This is a genomic window from Pseudomonas iridis, assembly GCF_017980685.1.
Lineage (GTDB): Bacteria > Pseudomonadota > Gammaproteobacteria > Pseudomonadales > Pseudomonadaceae > Aquipseudomonas > Aquipseudomonas iridis.
Map to the genome: position 1 here is coordinate 46,097 of NZ_JACXXO010000003.1, position 16,059 is coordinate 62,155.

Sequence of the window (16,059 nt, forward strand, 5' to 3'; positions counted from 1 at the left end):
ATCAAAGTTTGGTCAAAGACAGGCCAGCCCACGTTGCGAGCAGCCCGCCGAATACGCTGAGTGCCGCATAGCCCAGGGCCAGCGGTACTTGCCCGCTTTCCAGCAGGCGCACCGTATCCAGTGAAAAGGATGAAAAAGTCGTCAGCCCCCCGAGGAAGCCAACCATCAACCCGGCGCGTACCTCGATCGGCACTTCCGGGCGTATCAAAAAAAGGCCGTACAACACGCCAATCAGCAGACAGCCCACGATATTAACGGCCAGCGTCGCGGTATAGAAGTGCCGCGGCCAATTGGCGGTGACCCAATTGCCGGTAGCGAAGCGCAACAACGTGCCGGCGACCCCGCCAGCGGACACCGCAATAATCAATGGAATCACTATTTTCTCCGCTGTCTTGGGCTTAAACGATCGAGTTGCGCGAGGTGATTGAGCTTTTCGCCGATCTTCAACTCAAGGCCTCGGGGCACCGGCTGATAAAACGGGATCGGCTCAAGCTCTTCCGGAAAATAGTCTTCGCCCGCGGCGTAAGCATCCGGCTCGTCGTGGGCATAACGGTATTCGTCACCGTAGCCCAATTGTTTCATCAGTTTGGTCGGCGCGTTGCGCAGGTGCAGCGGCACCTCAAGCGAGCCGTTTTCGGCGGCAGCACGCAACGCGGTCTTGAAGCCCATGTACACCGCGTTGCTTTTTGGCGCACAGGCCAGATAAGTGATGGCCTGGGCCACCGCCAACTCGCCTTCCGGGCTGCCGAGGCGCTCCTGCACTTCCCATGCAGCCAGACACAGGCTGAGGGCGCGTGGGTCGGCGTTACCGATGTCTTCGCTGGCCATACGCACCACGCGCCGGGCCAGGTACAGCGGATCGCAACCGCCGTCGATCATCCGCGCGAACCAGTACAGCGCACCGTCGGGATTGGAGCCGCGCACCGATTTGTGCAGCGCGGAAATCTGGTCGTAGAACGCCTCGCCACCCTTGTCGAAACGCCGACGGGTGTCGCCGAGCAGGCTTTGCAAAAGTTCGGTACCGATTTCGCTGTCGTCTTCAGCAAGGTCGGAGGCGTTTTCCAGCAAATTGAGCAGACGCCGGCCATCGCCATCGGCGGCGGACAACAACATCTGGAAGCCTTCGTCGTTCAACGTCAGGTTACGTTTGCCCAAGCCGCGCTCTTCAGTGAGCGCGCGATGCACGAGCTTGCGCAGCGCCGCTTCGTCGAGGCTTTTCAGGACATAGACGCGGGCCCGCGACAACAGCGCGTTGTTCAGTTCAAACGAAGGGTTTTCAGTGGTGGCGCCGATGAAGATCAGCGTGCCGTCTTCAACGTACGGCAGGAACGCGTCCTGCTGGGACTTGTTGAAACGGTGCACTTCATCGACGAACAGAATCGTGCGCTTGCCGTACTGACCGGCCTGCTGCTTGGCGATTTCAACGGCTTGACGGATCTCCTTGACCCCGGCGAGCACAGCCGACACTGTTTCGAAATGTGCATCCGAGACTTCCGCGAGCAAACGCGCCAGCGTGGTTTTACCCACGCCCGGCGGGCCCCAGAAAATCATCGAATGCAGAGCTCCCTGCTCCAGCGCCTCACGCAGAGGCTTGCCGCGAGCCAGCAAGTGCTCCTGACCGACGTACTCATCCAGATTGGTCGCACGCAAACGCGCGGCCAGTGGCTGGGCAATCGGTGCACTGCGAAACAGATCCATCACTACCTATGAAACCTCAGTGAGAACAGCAACTCCTGTGGGAGCGTTTATTCCTGGATAACGTCAGCGCCCTTCGGGATATCGAACTTGAACTTCGACGCTGGCACCGGCTCGTTGGCCTTCACCCCGGTGAACAGGATGTTGGTGCGCTGACCAACGCTGTCGATCAGTTGCATGTCGTTGAGCAGACCGTTGCGGAACGACAGGCGCAGGTTGTCGAACAGCGTGTCCTTGGTTTTCGGCTTGAGGGTGAAGTCGATCACGCCGCCCGCCTCTTTCGCGCTGATGTCGAAGCTCTGGCTGATCTTCGACACGTCACCGGACAGCAGCAGCGCCGGGGTCTGGGTCAGACGCTCATCGAGTTTCTTGATGGTCGCCTGCTCAAGATCCGGGTCCCACAGGGTGACTTTCTTGCCGTCAGAAACCATGGTCTGCTCGGCCGGCGCATTGGTGTGCCAGTAGAACAGGCCCGGACGCTGCAAGGTCATGTTGCCAGTGGTTTCCTGCAACTGCGTGCCGCCGCCGTCGAGGGTCAGCTGCGAGAAGTTTGCGCTCAGGGTCTTGGATGTTTCCAGCAATTGGGTCAGACGCGCCACGTCCTTGTCATCGGCGTGGGCCGTGAGTGTGGTCAGAGCCAGTACTGGCAACAGCATGCGGATAAGGCGCATGGGAGTCCTCTTGAATACTCGTTGGGAGAGCGGCGGCACATCATTGTCCCGCCTCTTGCTTTGCAATCAGTCGCGTACCGGGCCAGGCGCCAGGACTTCACGCGAACCGTTGGTGTTCATTGAGGTGACGACGCCGGCCATTTCCATGGCTTCGATCATCCGTGCAGCACGGTTGTAGCCGATTTTCAGCTTGCGCTGTACAGCGGAGATCGATGCGCGACGGCTTTCCAGCACGAACTGTACGGCTTCGTCATACAGTGCGTCTGCCTCAGGATCGTCGCCGTCGCCACCACCGCTGCTGCCTTCAAAGCCGCTGCCGGCCTCTTCGACACCGTTGAGGATGTCGTCGTTGTATTCCGGGGCGCCGCGCAGTTTCCACGCCTCGACCACACGGTGGACTTCTTCGTCGGACACAAACGCACCGTGAACCCGGATCGGCAGACTGGTGCCCGGTGGCATGTAGAGCATGTCACCGTGGCCGAGCAGTTGTTCGGCGCCGCCCTGATCGATGATGGTCCGGGAGTCGATCTTGCTCGACACCTGGAACGCCATACGGGTCGGAATGTTGGCCTTGATCAGACCGGTGATCACGTCCACCGACGGCCGCTGTGTCGCGAGAATCAAGTGAATACCCGCCGCACGCGCCTTCTGGGCGATACGGGCGATCAGCTCTTCAACCTTCTTGCCGACGATCATCATCATGTCGGCGAATTCGTCGACGACCACGACGATGGTCGGCAGCTTCTGCAGCAACGGTGCTTCGTCGTGAATACTTTCGCGCTTGTACAACGGATCGCTCAGTGGCTCGCCAGCGTCCTGGGCTTCCTTGACCTTGGCGTTGAAGCCGGACAGGTTTCGCACCCCCATCTTCGCCATCAGCTTGTAGCGACGCTCCATCTCGGCGACGCTCCAGCGCAGGGCATTGGCGGCGTCCTTCATGTCGGTCACTACCGGGCACAGCAGGTGCGGAATGCCTTCGTAGATCGACAGCTCGAGCATCTTCGGGTCGATCATGATCAGCTTGGCGTCTTCCGGGCCGGACTTGAACAGGATCGACAGGATCATCGCGTTCACACCCACCGACTTACCGGAACCGGTCGTACCGGCCACCAGCAAGTGCGGCATCTTCGCCAGGTCAGTGATGACCGGTTTGCCACCAATGTCGTGCCCCAGCGCCAGCGTGACCGGCGATTTGAAGTTGTCGTACTCGGGCGTCGACAGCACTTCGGAGAAGCGCACGATCTGCCGGTCTTCGTTCGGAATCTCGATACCGACGGTAGTCTTGCCCGGAATGACCTCGACCACCCGCACACTGGTCACTGCCAGGGAGCGCGCCAGGTCTTTTGCCAGGTTGGAGATACGGCTGACCTTGACGCCCGCAGCCGGCTGGATTTCGTAACGGGTGATCACCGGACCCGGATGGATCGAGTCTACGGTGACTTCGACGCCGAACTCCTTGAGCTTGATCTCCAGCAAATGGCCGACCGCTGCCAGCGACTCCGGGGAGTAATTGAGTTGTTTCTTTTCCGCAGGATCGAGGATCGAGATTGGCGGCAAGGTGCCTTCCACCGCGCTGTCGACAAACAACGGTGCCTGTTTCTCTTTCTGCACGCGCTTGCTCGGCTCGGGCGCTTTGGTCGGCGCCGGGGCGATGACCGGTGGCACCTGTTTTTCGCGATCGGACATATGCTTGCTCAGCGCCTGCTCACGCTCGATCAGGCGTTCCTTGACCTTGGCCTGTTCACGCTTGTCGGTGACGGTCGGTGCGACCACATCATGTACGCGATCATCGACTTCACGCAGTTGCGCAACCAGTTGCTTGCGCTCGGTGCGGGCCGACCACCAGCGGTTTAGCGCACCCTGGAACAGTTCGAACAGGTCCAGGGTGATCTTGCCGGTGATGTCCATCACCTTGAACCACGACAGGTCGGTGAACACCGTCAAGCCGAACAGAAACAGCGCGATGAACAGCAACGTGCTGCCCTGAATATTGAATGCGTTTTTCGCCAGGTCGCCGAGGCTCTCGCCCAGCGCACCACCGGCACCGGCCGGCAGACCGGTTGCAGCGTGAAAATGGATATGCGCCAGCGCCGCACCGGAAAGAATAAGAAATACCAGACCGATCAGGCGCCAGGAGAACAGCCAGCCGCTCCACTGCCATGGCTCGTGGCGCTGACGGAAAATCTGATAGGCCTTGACCGCCAGCAGCAACGGGAAGATGTAGGCGAAGTAACCGAGCACCATGAACAGGATGTCGGCGCTGTAGGAGCCCGCCGGGCCGCCGAAGTTCTGCACGTCGTCGATCTTGCTGTTGTGGCTCCAGCCCGGATCGTCCTTGCCGTAGGTCAGCAAAGCCATCATCAGGAACAGGCAAAGCGCGCCGATGGCGATCAATGCACCTTCCTTGAGCCGGTAGTGCAACTGTTGACGCCAGAGCGGAACGACTGTTTTTGGTGCTTCGGTGGATTTCTTCAAAACGCTACTTTTCCTGCGCCCGAGGCGCGTCCATCTATTGAATGACGATAAAAAACTGCCCAATCCAGGCAGGTAAAAAAGTTGACGGGCACAACTGGGACTACTTTTAACACTGAGCGGCAGCTTTTACATACACAGCTATAAACACGTTAACCGGCAATATTGTGTAACAGCCCGGCATTGTACGGGTTTGTGCGTCCGATGCCATGGTTCAGACCCGCAGCATTGAGCATAGCCAAGCGCGCAAAACCTGCGATCCAATTTGAGCATGCATTGTCTTTTGTGACAAAGGCTTATGAGGTGTATTTGATGAACGTAGCGAAGCATTGACACCTCACCCCTGCGAACGGTCGCAGACTGCCTGCCAGGCGCAATGCAGACATGTCGCGTGCCGGCGGGCAGTGCTCGCTTACGACCGCATCCAGCGCGCCAAGTTGCAACACCGCGAACGTCGAGCAGGATCGGCACGACATTCGCCGCATTTCGCGGCACACTTTACCGCGGGCCGAACAGCCCGCACCGCCCTCCCCTTCTGCAAGCCTGGATGCCATGCTGACTTGGTTACAACGTAATTCCCTGACTTTTCCGCCGCTGGAAAAGGCCATGCGCGAACCCAACGGATTGCTCGCCGCCGGCGGCGACCTCTCCGCCGACCGCCTGATTCAGGCGTATCGCCATGGCTGCTTTCCGTGGTTTTCCGAAGGTCAGCCGATTCTCTGGTGGTCGCCTGACCCTCGCACCGTAATGTTTCCCGACGAACTGCATGTTTCACGCAGTCTGGGCAAATTGCTGCGCAAGGAGCGCTATGAAGTGACTTTCGATCAGGACTTCGAAGCCGTGATCCGCGCCTGCGCCGCGCCAAGGGATTACGCCGACGGCACCTGGATCACTGAGGCCATGCAAGACGCCTACGTTGAACTGCACCGGCGCGGCTTCGCTCATTCGGTGGAGGTGTGGGATCAGGGCGAACTGGTCGGCGGCCTTTACGGGCTGGCGATGGGGCAGTTGTTTTTTGGCGAATCGATGTTCAGCCGCGCCGACAATGCTTCCAAGTACGGCTTTGCCACGCTGGTCCGACACCTGCAAGCATCAGGATTCGTGCTGATCGACTGCCAGATGCCCACCGACCACCTGCACAGCCTCGGCGCCCGGGCGATTCCCCGCCACGAATTCGCGGGCTATCTGGCAAGGCATCTGGATCAACCCAATCATGCCACCTGGGTTTGCTGAGCGACTTTTGCGCGCGTGGCTTACACTTAATTCACCAGCTTATCCCGAGGGTTGATCATGACCGAGTTGGCGCGTTTGAAGTTCTATGCCACTCAGCCTCACTCTTGCAGCTATCTGCCCGAGGAACAGGCCACGACCCTGTTTCTCGACCCTAGTCAGCCCATGGATGTGCATGTCTACGCAGACCTGTCGGAAATGGGCTTTCGTCGCAGCGGCGATCATCTGTACCGCCCCCATTGCCAGAATTGCAATGCATGTGTGCCTGCACGCATTCCGGTGGCGCAGTTCACCCCCAATCGTCAGCAGAAGCGGATTTTCAAGCGCAACGCCGACTTGCAGGTACAGCCGGCGAAACCGGGGTTCAGTGAAGAATACTTCGAGCTGTACCAGCGCTACATCGAACAGCGTCACGCCGACGGCGACATGTACCCGCCAAGCCGTGATCAATTCTCGACTTTTCTGGTGCGCGATCTGCCCTTCTCACGCTTTTACGAGTTCCGACTCGACGGACGGTTGCTGGCGGTAGCCGTGACCGATTTGCTGCCGAACGGCTTGTCGGCGGTCTACACCTTTTACGAGCCGGCCGAAGAACGGCGCAGCCTTGGACGTTTCGCGATCCTGTGGCAAATCGCCGAGAGTCAGCGCCGCGGACTTGAAGCGGTCTACCTTGGTTACTGGATCAAGAATTGCAAAAAGATGAACTACAAGACCCAATATCGCCCCATCGAACTGCTGATTAATCAGCGCTGGGTGATCCTGAACTAACGACAAGCCGTAAACCCCTTGGCGTAAACACCATTTTTCGGGCACAATGCACGCCGCTTTTGCCTGGCGCAGTTGCACCGGGCCATTCATTGGATACCGAGGGCTTTACTGCATGTCGAAAGAAGACAGCTTCGAAATGGAAGGCACTGTCGTCGACACCCTGCCCAACACCATGTTTCGTGTGGAGTTGGAAAATGGGCACGTCGTAACCGCGCATATTTCCGGCAAGATGCGCAAGAACTACATTCGTATTCTTACCGGTGACAAAGTGCGCGTCGAGCTGACGCCCTATGACTTGAGCAAAGGGCGCATCACTTACCGCGCTCGCTAATCAAGTCAATACAAGACGCCCGGCTTTATGCCGGGCGTTTTTGTGTCTGGGTTTTGGGTTTTGGGTTTTGGGTTTTGGGTGTATATCCGTTGCTGCGGGTGTTGCTGATTAGGGTTTCGCCCTTACGGCGAGTCACCTTTTCCAAACGCCGGAGTGCCGGCCCAGCGAAAAGGTAACCCAAAAGGCTTTGCCCCGGCGTACGGCACTTCGCTTAGGCTCAGTGTTCCCTCGCTACGGTGTCCATCCGAGGGCATCGCCTACGGTTTGCTTCGCTGCACCTCCTCTCGATGTATGCGGCTACGCCGCACGGCGCTGCGCGCCTACCCCCGGATGAACACCTACGCTCGGCCTGCCGATGGGGCAAAAGATCAAAAGCCGAAGCAAGATCAAAAGCCAGATCAAGAGCCCCTCACCCTAGCCCTCTCCCGGAGGGAGAGGGGACTGACCGGGGTGCTTGGGCGAACTACGCCGACGTGCGGTACCGAGCTGAACTCAGGCTTTGAAAAGCACACAAATCGGCTCCCTGTCCCCTTGGAGAGGGCTGGGGCGAGGGGGAAATCAACCACAAAACCAAAGCCGACCGCATCGCCCTTCCACCACTCAAAAGGATGAGCGTTAGCTCGGCTGCAGCTCTTGATCTTGATCCACGGGCGACGTCGGCAGGCTGAGGGGAGGGATTGATCCGGGGGTGGGAGCGCAGCGACCGTTTGGCGAAGCCAAACACAGCGAGAGGAGGTGCAGCGCAGCAAACCGGAGACGCTGCGCCCGGATCGATCCCGGAGCGAAGGGACCCCGAGCCCCAGCGAGCGGGCCGCACGTAGGAGCAAGCGTTTTTTGCTTACTTTTTTTGGCGCTTGAAAAAAAGTGAGTCGCCGTAAGGGCGAAACCGTAATAAGCCATCACCGCAGCAACGGATATACACCCAAAAACGCCTGACAACAAAAAGGCGCCCGAAGGCGCCTTTCGCTTACAACAGGCCGTCAGGCCATCTCAGCCGTAGTTTCGAAGTCAAAGGTCATCTCACCATCCTTGATGTCGATGTGAACCACGCCACCATGCTCGGCCAACTCACCAAACAGAATCTCCTCCGCAAGCGGACGCTTGATCTTGTCCTGGATCAGACGCGCCATCGGACGTGCGCCCATTGCCGAGTCGTAACCACCGGCCGCCAGCCAACTGCGCGCCGCGTCGGTAACCTCCAACAGCACCCGCTTGTCTTCCAGCTGCGCCTGAAGCTCGGTAAGGAACTTGTCCACCACGCTTTTGATGACCTCATGACTGAGGCGACCAAACTGGATAATGGTGTCCAGACGGTTACGGAATTCCGGCGTGAAGCTCTTCTTGATCACTTCCATCGCATCAGACGAGTGATCCTGATGAGTGAAACCAATCGAAGCACGCGCGGCCGTTTCGGCACCGGCGTTGGTGGTCATGATCACGATCACGTTGCGGAAATCCGCCTTGCGCCCGTTGTTATCGGTCAGCGTACCGTGATCCATCACCTGCAGCAGCAGGTTGAAGACTTCCGGGTGCGCCTTCTCGATTTCATCGAGCAGCAATACGCAATGCGGCTGCTTGGTAATCGCTTCGGTCAACAGACCGCCCTGATCAAAGCCGACATAGCCTGGAGGCGCACCGATCAGACGCGATACGGTGTGACGCTCCATGTACTCGGACATGTCGAAGCGAACCAGCTCGATACCCAGCGCCTTGGCCAATTGCCGTGCGGCCTCGGTTTTACCAACCCCGGTTGGCCCTGCGAACAGGAACGAACCGACTGGCTTGTCTGGGGACTTGAGGCCTGCCCGGGACAACTTGATCGCAGTCGACAGCGAATCGATCGCCGCATCCTGACCAAATACCGTCAGCTTCAAATCGCGCTCGAGGTTACGCAGCAGTTCCTTGTCGGAACTGGTGACGTGCTTCGGCGGAATCCGTGCAATCTTCGCCACGATGTCTTCGACGTGCGGCACTTCGATACGCTTGGCGCGTTTCTCGACCGGCTGCAGGCGCTGGTAAGCGCCGGCTTCGTCAATGACGTCGATGGCCTTGTCCGGCATGTGCCGGTCGTTGATGTAGCGCGAAGCCAGTTCGGCAGCGGCGCGCAACGCCTCATCGCTGTACTCGATGTTGTGATGCGCTTCGAAACGCCCTTTCAGGCCGCGCAGGATACCGATGGTGTCTTCCACCGACGGCTCGACGACATCGACCTTCTGGAAGCGTCGTGCGAGCGCACGATCCTTCTCGAAGATGCCGCGAAATTCCTGGAACGTAGTCGAACCGATGCAACGAATATCGCCGGACGATAACAAAGGCTTGAGCAGGTTGGACGCATCCATCACGCCACCCGACGCCGCACCGGCACCAATAATGGTGTGGATTTCGTCGATGAACAGAATGGCTTGCGGACGTTTCTTCAGTTCATTGAGCAGCGCCTTGAAGCGCTTCTCGAAATCACCGCGATACTTGGTGCCCGCGAGCAGAGCACCGAGATCAAGGGAATAAACAACGCTGCCCGCCAGCAGGTCTGGCACCTGGTTATCGACAATACGCTTGGCCAGGCCTTCGGCAATCGCGGTTTTACCCACGCCAGCCTCGCCTACCAGCAGCGGATTGTTCTTGCGACGACGCGCGAGAATCTGTGCGACGCGCTCGACTTCCAGTTCGCGTCCGACCAACGGGTCGATACGACCCTGACGCGCCAGTTCGTTGAGGTTGCTGGCATAAGCATCCAGAGGATTGCCTGAAGAAGAAGACTCACCGCCCTCATCGTCCTGCATATCTTGTTCACCTTCAGAGTGATCGCCATGCCCCGGCACTTTGGAAATGCCGTGCGCGATGTAATTGACGACATCGATGCGCGCAACGCTCTGCTGTTTCAGCAGAAACACTGCCTGACTCTCTTGCTCACTGAAGATTGCAACCAGCACGTTGGCGCCAGTCACTTCGCGTTTGCCCGAGCTCTGCACGTGGAAAACAGCACGCTGCAGGACACGCTGAAAGCCCAGGGTTGGCTGGGTTTCGCGATCCTCGTCATGGACGGGGATCAATGGCGTGGTGGAGTCGATGAACTCCTGCAGGTCGTGCTTGAGTTTGTCGAGGTTCGCGCCGCAGGCACGCAAAACGGTGGCGGCAGCCTCATTGTCCAATAGGGCCAGCAGCAGGTGTTCGACGGTCATGAATTCATGACGTTTCGAACGAGCCTCCTTGAAGGCAAGATTGAGGGTGACTTCGAGCTCGCGGTTTAACATAGCTTCACCTCATACCCAAGTGGTCGGCGATTAACCGTCCTTCTCGATTTCACAGAGTAGCGGATGCTGGCTTTCCCTGGCGTACTGGTTGACCTGCATGGCCTTTGTCTCGGCGATGTCGCGGGTAAACACTCCACATACTGCCCGCCCTTCTGTATGGACGGCCAGCATGACCTTGGTCGCCAGCTCGCGATTCAGGTTAAAAAACACCTCGAGCACTTCGACGACGAAATCCATCGGTGTGTAGTCATCGTTGAACAAAACCACCTTGTACATCGGCGGCGCCTGTAACGCAGGCTTTGCCTCCTGAACAGCAACGCCCGCCGAATCGTCGTCGCGCTCCTCCGGGTGATCCTTTTGGAGAGTCGGGCGATCCTGATTGAATGTTAGTCGAATCTGGCTGATTGCATGCATGGAAAGAAAGGTTCGTCAGTTGTGCAAATACAGTGGTGGGGGCGGTTGTCCACGTTTTCAACTCCGACTGCCCGGTCACCTTGACTATCGGGAAAACGGTGTTACAACCAATAGAGCCCACAGTGGGTAAAAAAGATCCGCGGAGTCAATTCTTTTAACGGATTAGATTGCGGATGACTTGGATGATACTCCAGCGATGGAGTCTGTTGCAGAGGGATTTGAGCATGGCTGTCGGCAAGGTGAAATGGTTCAACAATGCCAAGGGGTTCGGCTTCATAAATACTGACTCCCGCGAAGGTCGCGATGAGGATGGCAAAGAGATTGATTTCTTTGCGCATTATTCCGCTATCGAAATGGAGGGTTACAAGACCCTCAAGGCAGGGCAGCTGGTGAAATTCGACATCGTGCAGGGCCCGAAAGGCTTGCATGCCGTGAAGATTGAAGCCGACGACGCCAAAAAAGAAACGCCCCCCGTCGTCGCCAGAGAACAAAAGGTTACAAGCTGACGCACTAATACCTTCAGCCATAAAAAAACCGCCCGGCTCGATCATCTCGAGCGGGGCGGTTTTTGTTGCAGGGTGTTGCTGTTACATGTGCGAGATCAGCGCATCACCGAAGCCCGAAGACGAAACAAGCTTGGCGCCGTCCATCAGACGCTCGAAGTCATAGGTCACGGTCTTGGCGCTGATGGCGCCGTTGGTGCCCTTGATGATCAGATCCGCCGCCTCGGTCCAGCCCATGTGCCGCAGCATCATTTCTGCCGAAAGAATCAACGAACCTGGGTTGACCTGATCCTTGCCGGCATACTTCGGTGCAGTGCCGTGGGTGGCTTCGAACATCGCCACGGTGTCGGACAGGTTGGCGCCCGGCGCAATACCGATACCGCCCACTTCCGCCGCCAGGGCGTCGGAGAGGTAATCACCGTTGAGGTTCAGGGTCGCGATCACATCGTATTCGGCCGGGCGCAGCAGAATCTGCTGGAGCATGGCGTCGGCGATGGCGTCTTTGACCACAACGTTTTTGCCGGTTTTCGGGTTTTTGAACTGCATCCACGGGCCGCCGTCGAGCAGCGTCGCACCGAACTCTTCAGCCGCGACCTCATAGGCCCACTCTTTGAAGGCACCTTCGGTGAACTTCATGATGTTGCCTTTGTGCACGATGGTCAGCGAATCGCGATCGTTGTCGACTACGTATTGCAGAGCCTTGCGCGCCAGACGCTTGGTACCCTCCAGGGAAACCGGCTTGACGCCGATGCCGCAGTTTTCGTCGAAACGGATCTTGGTGACGCCCATTTCTTCTTTAAGGAATTTGATGACCTTGGTCGCTTCCGGCGAACCGGCCTTCCACTCGATACCGGCGTAGATGTCTTCGGAGTTCTCGCGGAAAATCGTCATGTCGACGTCGCCAGGCTTTTTCACCGGGCTAGGCACGCCTTCGAACCAGCGTACCGGGCGCAGGCAGACGTAGAGGTCGAGTTGCTGACGCAGGGCCACGTTCAGCGAGCGGATACCGCCACCGACCGGGGTGGTCAGCGGGCCCTTGATGGAAACCACGTAATCCTTGACTGCGTCCAGGGTTTCCTGAGGCAGCCAGGTGTCCTGATCGTAAACCTGAGTGGCTTTTTCCCCGGCGTAGACTTCCATCCAGGAAATCTTGCGCTTGCCGCCGTATGCCTTTTGAACTGCAGCATCGACAACCTTGATCATCACCGGACTGATGTCGACACCAATGCCGTCACCTTCGATGAAGGGGATGATCGGGTTATCAGGAACATTGAGAGAATGGTCTGCATTGACGGAGATTTTGTCGCCGACGGCTGGAACCTGAATCTTCTTGTAACCCATGCTGAACTCCATTGTTTGGATTGAACATCTGGCTTGGTTCGAGCGTAACCCAGTTAAATCAACACGCAAACCCTCTGTTCGCGGCGCAGGCACATCTGGTTTCGTACAAGCCTGAAAGCAAAGGGAAAAGCGCCAAACTCAAGCATTCGCGACGACTCTACGCCCCACCCTGCCCTGCGACCTTTAGACCAATGGACGAGAATCGTTGCATATGAACCATCGGCAGATTGCCAGCTACCTATGTATAATGCCGCCCGCTGACCAAAGGGTCACGACGGCTGGCCTCTCTAGAACGAGACTTTCCGCCTGATTGGTCGGGTTGTTACCGCGGCCCGACTGCTTGACGCTCTACTGATGCACCCAACATCACCGCGAAGAATCTCGACATTCGGTTCATGGATGACTTTGAACGAACGCGCTTACCCGGCGCCCTCGAGTTTCTGCGCACGCTTTAGCAAAGAAGAGAGAGTTAATCCGAATATGCCCACCCGCTCGAAGATCATCTATACCTTCACCGACGAAGCCCCAGCCCTCGCCACCTATTCCCTGCTGCCGATCATCGAGGCTTACACTGCCTCGGCCGATATCGCCGTGGAAACCCGCGATATCTCTCTTGCAGCGCGCATCCTGGCCAGCTTCCCCGAGCAACTGGGTGACAAAGCCGTAGCCGACCACCTCGCCGAACTGGGCGACCTGGCCGTTACGCCTGAAGCCAACATCATCAAGCTGCCGAACATCAGTGCTTCGGTTCCACAGCTGCAAGCCGCGATCAAAGAGCTGCAAGCTCAGGGTTACAACCTGCCGGACTACCCGGAAACCGTGACCAGCGACGCCGACAAAGACGCCAAGGCGCGTTACGACAAGATCAAGGGCAGCGCCGTGAACCCGGTTCTGCGCGAAGGCAACTCCGATCGTCGTGCACCGCTGTCGGTCAAGAACTATGCGCGCAAGCACCCGCACAAAATGGGCGCCTGGGCCAAAGACTCCAAATCCCACGTCGCTCACATGAGCACCGGCGATTTCTACGGCAGCGAAAAAGCTGCCCTGATCGACGCCGCTGACGCTGTGAAAATCGAGCTGATCGCCAAAGACGGTACCGCTACCGTCCTGAAAGAAAAAACCACCGTTCAGGCTGGCGAGATTCTCGACTGCGCCGTGATGAGCAAAAACGCCCTGCGTGCGTTCATCGCTGCTGAAATCGAAAGCGCCAAGGCTCAAGGCGTGCTGCTGTCGGTTCACCTGAAAGCGACCATGATGAAGGTCTCTGACCCGATCATGTTCGGCCAGATCGTTGCCGAATTCTATAAAGACGCACTGACCAAGCACGCCGACGTGCTGGCCCAGATCGGCTTCAACCTGAACAACGGCATCGGCGATCTGTACGCTCGCATCAAAGCCCTGCCGGCCGAACAACAAGCGCAGATCGAAGCTGACATGGCGGCGGTCTACGCGGCTCGTCCGTCGCTGGCGATGGTCAACTCCGACAAAGGCATCACCAACCTGCACGTGCCGAGCGACGTTATCGTCGACGCCTCGATGCCAGCGATGATCCGTGACTCCGGCAAGATGTGGGGCACTGACGGTCAGTTGCACGACACCAAGGCTGTGATCCCGGATCGCTGCTACGCGACCATCTACCAGGCCGTGATCGAAGATTGCAAAGCCAATGGTGCTTTCGATCCGACCACCATGGGCAGCGTGCCAAACGTTGGCCTGATGGCTAAAAAAGCCGAAGAATACGGCTCCCACGACAAGACCTTCCAGATCAAGGCTGACGGCGTGGTTCGCGTGACCGACAGCAAAGGCACCCTGCTGATGGAACAGGCTGTTGAAGCCGGCGACATCTTCCGCATGTGCCAGACCAAAGACGCGCCGATCCAGGACTGGGTCAAACTGGCCGTCAACCGTGCTCGCGCCAGCAGCACTCCGGCTATTTTCTGGCTGGACCCAATGCGCGCTCACGATGGCGTAGTGATCGAGAAAGTTCAGGCTTACCTGAAGGATCACGACACCGCAGGTCTGGACATCCAGATCATGGCGCCAGTCGATGCCATGAAGTACACCCTGCAGCGCACCCGCGAAGGCAAGGACACCATTTCGGTGACCGGCAACGTACTGCGCGACTACCTGACCGACCTGTTCCCGATCATGGAACTGGGCACCAGCGCCAAGATGCTGTCGATCGTGCCGCTGATGAACGGCGGCGGCCTGTTCGAAACCGGCGCCGGCGGTTCGGCTCCTAAGCACGTGCAGCAACTGGTTGAAGAAAACTTCCTGCGCTGGGATTCGCTGGGTGAGTTCCTTGCCCTGGCAGCCTCGCTTGAGCATCTGGGTGTGAACTACAACAACCCGAAAGCGCTGGTGCTGTCCAAGACCCTGGATCAGGCCACTGGCCAGTTCCTCGACAACAACAAGTCGCCATCGCGCAAAGTCGGCAACATCGACAACCGCGGCAGCCACTTCTATCTGGCGATGTACTGGGCTCAGGCTCTGGCTGCCCAGACCGAAGACGCTGCACTGCAAGCGCAGTTCGCGACTCTGGCCAAGACTCTGACCGAGAACGAAGCAACCATCGTTGCCGAGCTCAACGCCGTTCAGGGCAAGCCAGTCGACATCGGCGGTTACTACCACGCCAATGCCGAGCTGATCAGCAAGGCCATGCGCCCAAGCGCAACCCTCAACGCGGCGATTGCTGCGCTGGTTTAAGGTTGTAGTGCTGCAAACAAACCCCGGCCTTGTGCCGGGGTTTGTGTTTCCGGGTTTTATGATCATCACAAAACCCTGTGAGAGCTGGCTTGCCAGCGATGACGGCTTATCATCCAGCATGAATGGTGACTGCCCCACCGCTATCGCTGGCAAGCCAGCTCCCACAGGGATTGGGTTTCAACCAATAGATTGAGGAAGATTTATGGAATGGCTCCCCCACATCACCGTCGCCACCATCGTCGAGGACAACGGTCGCTTTCTGATGGTTGAAGAGCACAAGGCCGGCCGCAACGTGCTCAACCAGCCCGCCGGTCATCTCGACCCGGACGAAACCCTGATCGATGCCGCCATTCGTGAAACCCTCGAAGAAACCGGCTGGGACGTCGAACCCACCGGCGTGGTCGGCATTTATCTGTACACCGCACCCAGCAACGGCGTGACCTACCAACGCATCTGCTTCGTCGCCAAAGCACTGAAACATCACCCGGATTATCAGCTCGACGACGGCATTGTCGGCGCCAAGTGGCTGACCCGCGACGAATTAATCGAGCAGCGCGAGCATTGGCGCAGCGAGCTGATCATCCGCTGCATCGATGATTATCTGGCCGGCCATCACTTCAGCCTCGAATTGATCCGCCCTTCTCTTTAGCCTTGAGGCCGCGAGCCTGATAGAATCG

Annotated in this window: 13 protein-coding genes; 6 read left to right on the forward strand and 7 right to left on the reverse strand. The window is 58.2% G+C overall.

Going from position 1 to position 16,059, the window contains the following annotated elements; all coding sequences use genetic code 11:
* Position 1 precedes the first annotated feature (1 nt).
* From crcB to IEQ42_RS07910, 4 genes are all read right to left on the reverse strand, one after another.
* Positions 2-376: a fluoride efflux transporter CrcB gene (gene crcB, locus IEQ42_RS07895; protein ID WP_042559847.1), complete on the reverse strand. Its 375-nt coding sequence runs from the start codon at positions 374-376 to the stop codon at positions 2-4.
* Complete coding sequence (locus tag IEQ42_RS07900; RefSeq protein ID WP_042559848.1) at positions 376-1,698, reverse strand: replication-associated recombination protein A; 1,323 nt, start codon at positions 1,696-1,698, stop codon at positions 376-378. Before IEQ42_RS07900 ends, crcB begins: the two co-directional genes overlap by 1 nt.
* A gap of 47 nt (positions 1,699-1,745) precedes the next feature.
* Positions 1,746-2,366, reverse strand: coding sequence for an outer membrane lipoprotein periplasmic chaperone LolA (lolA, locus tag IEQ42_RS07905; RefSeq protein WP_042559849.1), 621 nt, complete (start codon positions 2,364-2,366; stop codon positions 1,746-1,748).
* A 66-nt stretch (positions 2,367-2,432) separates the two neighbouring features.
* Entirely contained in the window at positions 2,433-4,841 is a 2,409-nt protein-coding gene (locus tag IEQ42_RS07910; RefSeq protein ID WP_042559850.1) for a DNA translocase FtsK, read from the reverse strand.
* Between the two features lie 549 nt (positions 4,842-5,390).
* Between IEQ42_RS07910 and aat the strand changes: the two genes are divergently transcribed.
* From aat to infA, 3 genes are all read left to right on the forward strand, one after another.
* Positions 5,391-6,071, forward strand: coding sequence for a leucyl/phenylalanyl-tRNA--protein transferase (aat, locus tag IEQ42_RS07915; protein WP_210703136.1), 681 nt, complete (start codon positions 5,391-5,393; stop codon positions 6,069-6,071).
* 57 nt (positions 6,072-6,128) lie between these two features.
* Positions 6,129-6,836, forward strand: a complete 708-nt coding sequence (locus IEQ42_RS07920; RefSeq protein ID WP_042559852.1) for an arginyltransferase — start codon at positions 6,129-6,131, stop codon at positions 6,834-6,836.
* A 112-nt stretch (positions 6,837-6,948) separates the two neighbouring features.
* Positions 6,949-7,167 (forward strand): translation initiation factor IF-1, encoded by a 219-nt coding sequence (gene infA, locus IEQ42_RS07925; protein WP_002553999.1) that lies wholly within the window; start codon positions 6,949-6,951, stop codon positions 7,165-7,167.
* A gap of 980 nt (positions 7,168-8,147) precedes the next feature.
* On the opposite strand, the gene clpA is transcribed toward infA, so the two are convergent.
* Together clpA and clpS are read right to left on the reverse strand one after the other, a co-directional pair.
* Positions 8,148-10,418: an ATP-dependent Clp protease ATP-binding subunit ClpA gene (clpA, locus tag IEQ42_RS07930; protein WP_047301913.1), complete on the reverse strand. Its 2,271-nt coding sequence runs from the start codon at positions 10,416-10,418 to the stop codon at positions 8,148-8,150.
* A 30-nt stretch (positions 10,419-10,448) separates the two neighbouring features.
* The gene (gene clpS / locus IEQ42_RS07935; protein WP_042559854.1) at positions 10,449-10,832 is read right to left on the reverse strand and encodes an ATP-dependent Clp protease adapter ClpS; all 384 of its coding nucleotides are present in this window, start codon (positions 10,830-10,832) and stop codon (positions 10,449-10,451) included.
* Between the two features lie 224 nt (positions 10,833-11,056).
* On the opposite strand from clpS, the gene IEQ42_RS07940 reads away from it, so the two are divergent.
* Positions 11,057-11,338 carry a cold shock domain-containing protein gene (locus tag IEQ42_RS07940; protein WP_210703137.1) on the forward strand — a complete coding sequence of 94 codons (282 nt, stop codon included), beginning with the start codon at positions 11,057-11,059 and terminating at the stop codon, positions 11,336-11,338.
* An 81-nt stretch (positions 11,339-11,419) separates the two neighbouring features.
* Here IEQ42_RS07940 and icd read toward each other — a convergent pair whose 3' ends face one another.
* The gene (gene icd / locus IEQ42_RS07945; protein WP_042559856.1) at positions 11,420-12,676 is read right to left on the reverse strand and encodes an NADP-dependent isocitrate dehydrogenase; all 1,257 of its coding nucleotides are present in this window, start codon (positions 12,674-12,676) and stop codon (positions 11,420-11,422) included.
* A gap of 480 nt (positions 12,677-13,156) precedes the next feature.
* On the opposite strand from icd, the gene IEQ42_RS07950 reads away from it, so the two are divergent.
* Positions 13,157-15,382 (forward strand): NADP-dependent isocitrate dehydrogenase, encoded by a 2,226-nt coding sequence (locus IEQ42_RS07950; RefSeq protein ID WP_042559857.1) that lies wholly within the window; start codon positions 13,157-13,159, stop codon positions 15,380-15,382.
* Positions 15,383-15,584: 202 nt separating this feature from the next.
* A complete protein-coding gene (locus tag IEQ42_RS07955) occupies positions 15,585-16,031 on the forward strand; it encodes an NUDIX hydrolase (protein ID WP_210703138.1) in 447 nt (148 codons plus the stop codon).
* The last annotated feature ends 28 nt before the right edge of the window (positions 16,032-16,059 follow it).

Bases quoted from the DNA above. Each gene is read 5' to 3' on its own strand.
- IEQ42_RS07900 (WP_042559848.1), bottom strand. From the start codon at position 1,698: ATGGATCTGTTTCGCAGTGCACCGATTGCCCAGCCACTGGCCGCGCGT.
- lolA (WP_042559849.1), bottom strand. From the start codon at position 2,366: ATGCGCCTTATCCGCATGCTGTTGCCAGTACTGGCTCTGACCACACTC.
- aat (WP_210703136.1), top strand. From the start codon at position 5,391: ATGCTGACTTGGTTACAACGTAATTCCCTGACTTTTCCGCCGCTGGAA.
- IEQ42_RS07920 (WP_042559852.1), top strand. From the start codon at position 6,129: ATGACCGAGTTGGCGCGTTTGAAGTTCTATGCCACTCAGCCTCACTCT.
- infA (WP_002553999.1), top strand. From the start codon at position 6,949: ATGTCGAAAGAAGACAGCTTCGAAATGGAAGGCACTGTCGTCGACACC.
- clpA (WP_047301913.1), bottom strand. From the start codon at position 10,418: ATGTTAAACCGCGAGCTCGAAGTCACCCTCAATCTTGCCTTCAAGGAG.
- clpS (WP_042559854.1), bottom strand. From the start codon at position 10,832: ATGCATGCAATCAGCCAGATTCGACTAACATTCAATCAGGATCGCCCG.
- IEQ42_RS07940 (WP_210703137.1), top strand. From the start codon at position 11,057: ATGGCTGTCGGCAAGGTGAAATGGTTCAACAATGCCAAGGGGTTCGGC.
- icd (WP_042559856.1), bottom strand. From the start codon at position 12,676: ATGGGTTACAAGAAGATTCAGGTTCCAGCCGTCGGCGACAAAATCTCC.
- IEQ42_RS07950 (WP_042559857.1), top strand. From the start codon at position 13,157: ATGCCCACCCGCTCGAAGATCATCTATACCTTCACCGACGAAGCCCCA.
- IEQ42_RS07955 (WP_210703138.1), top strand. From the start codon at position 15,585: ATGGAATGGCTCCCCCACATCACCGTCGCCACCATCGTCGAGGACAAC.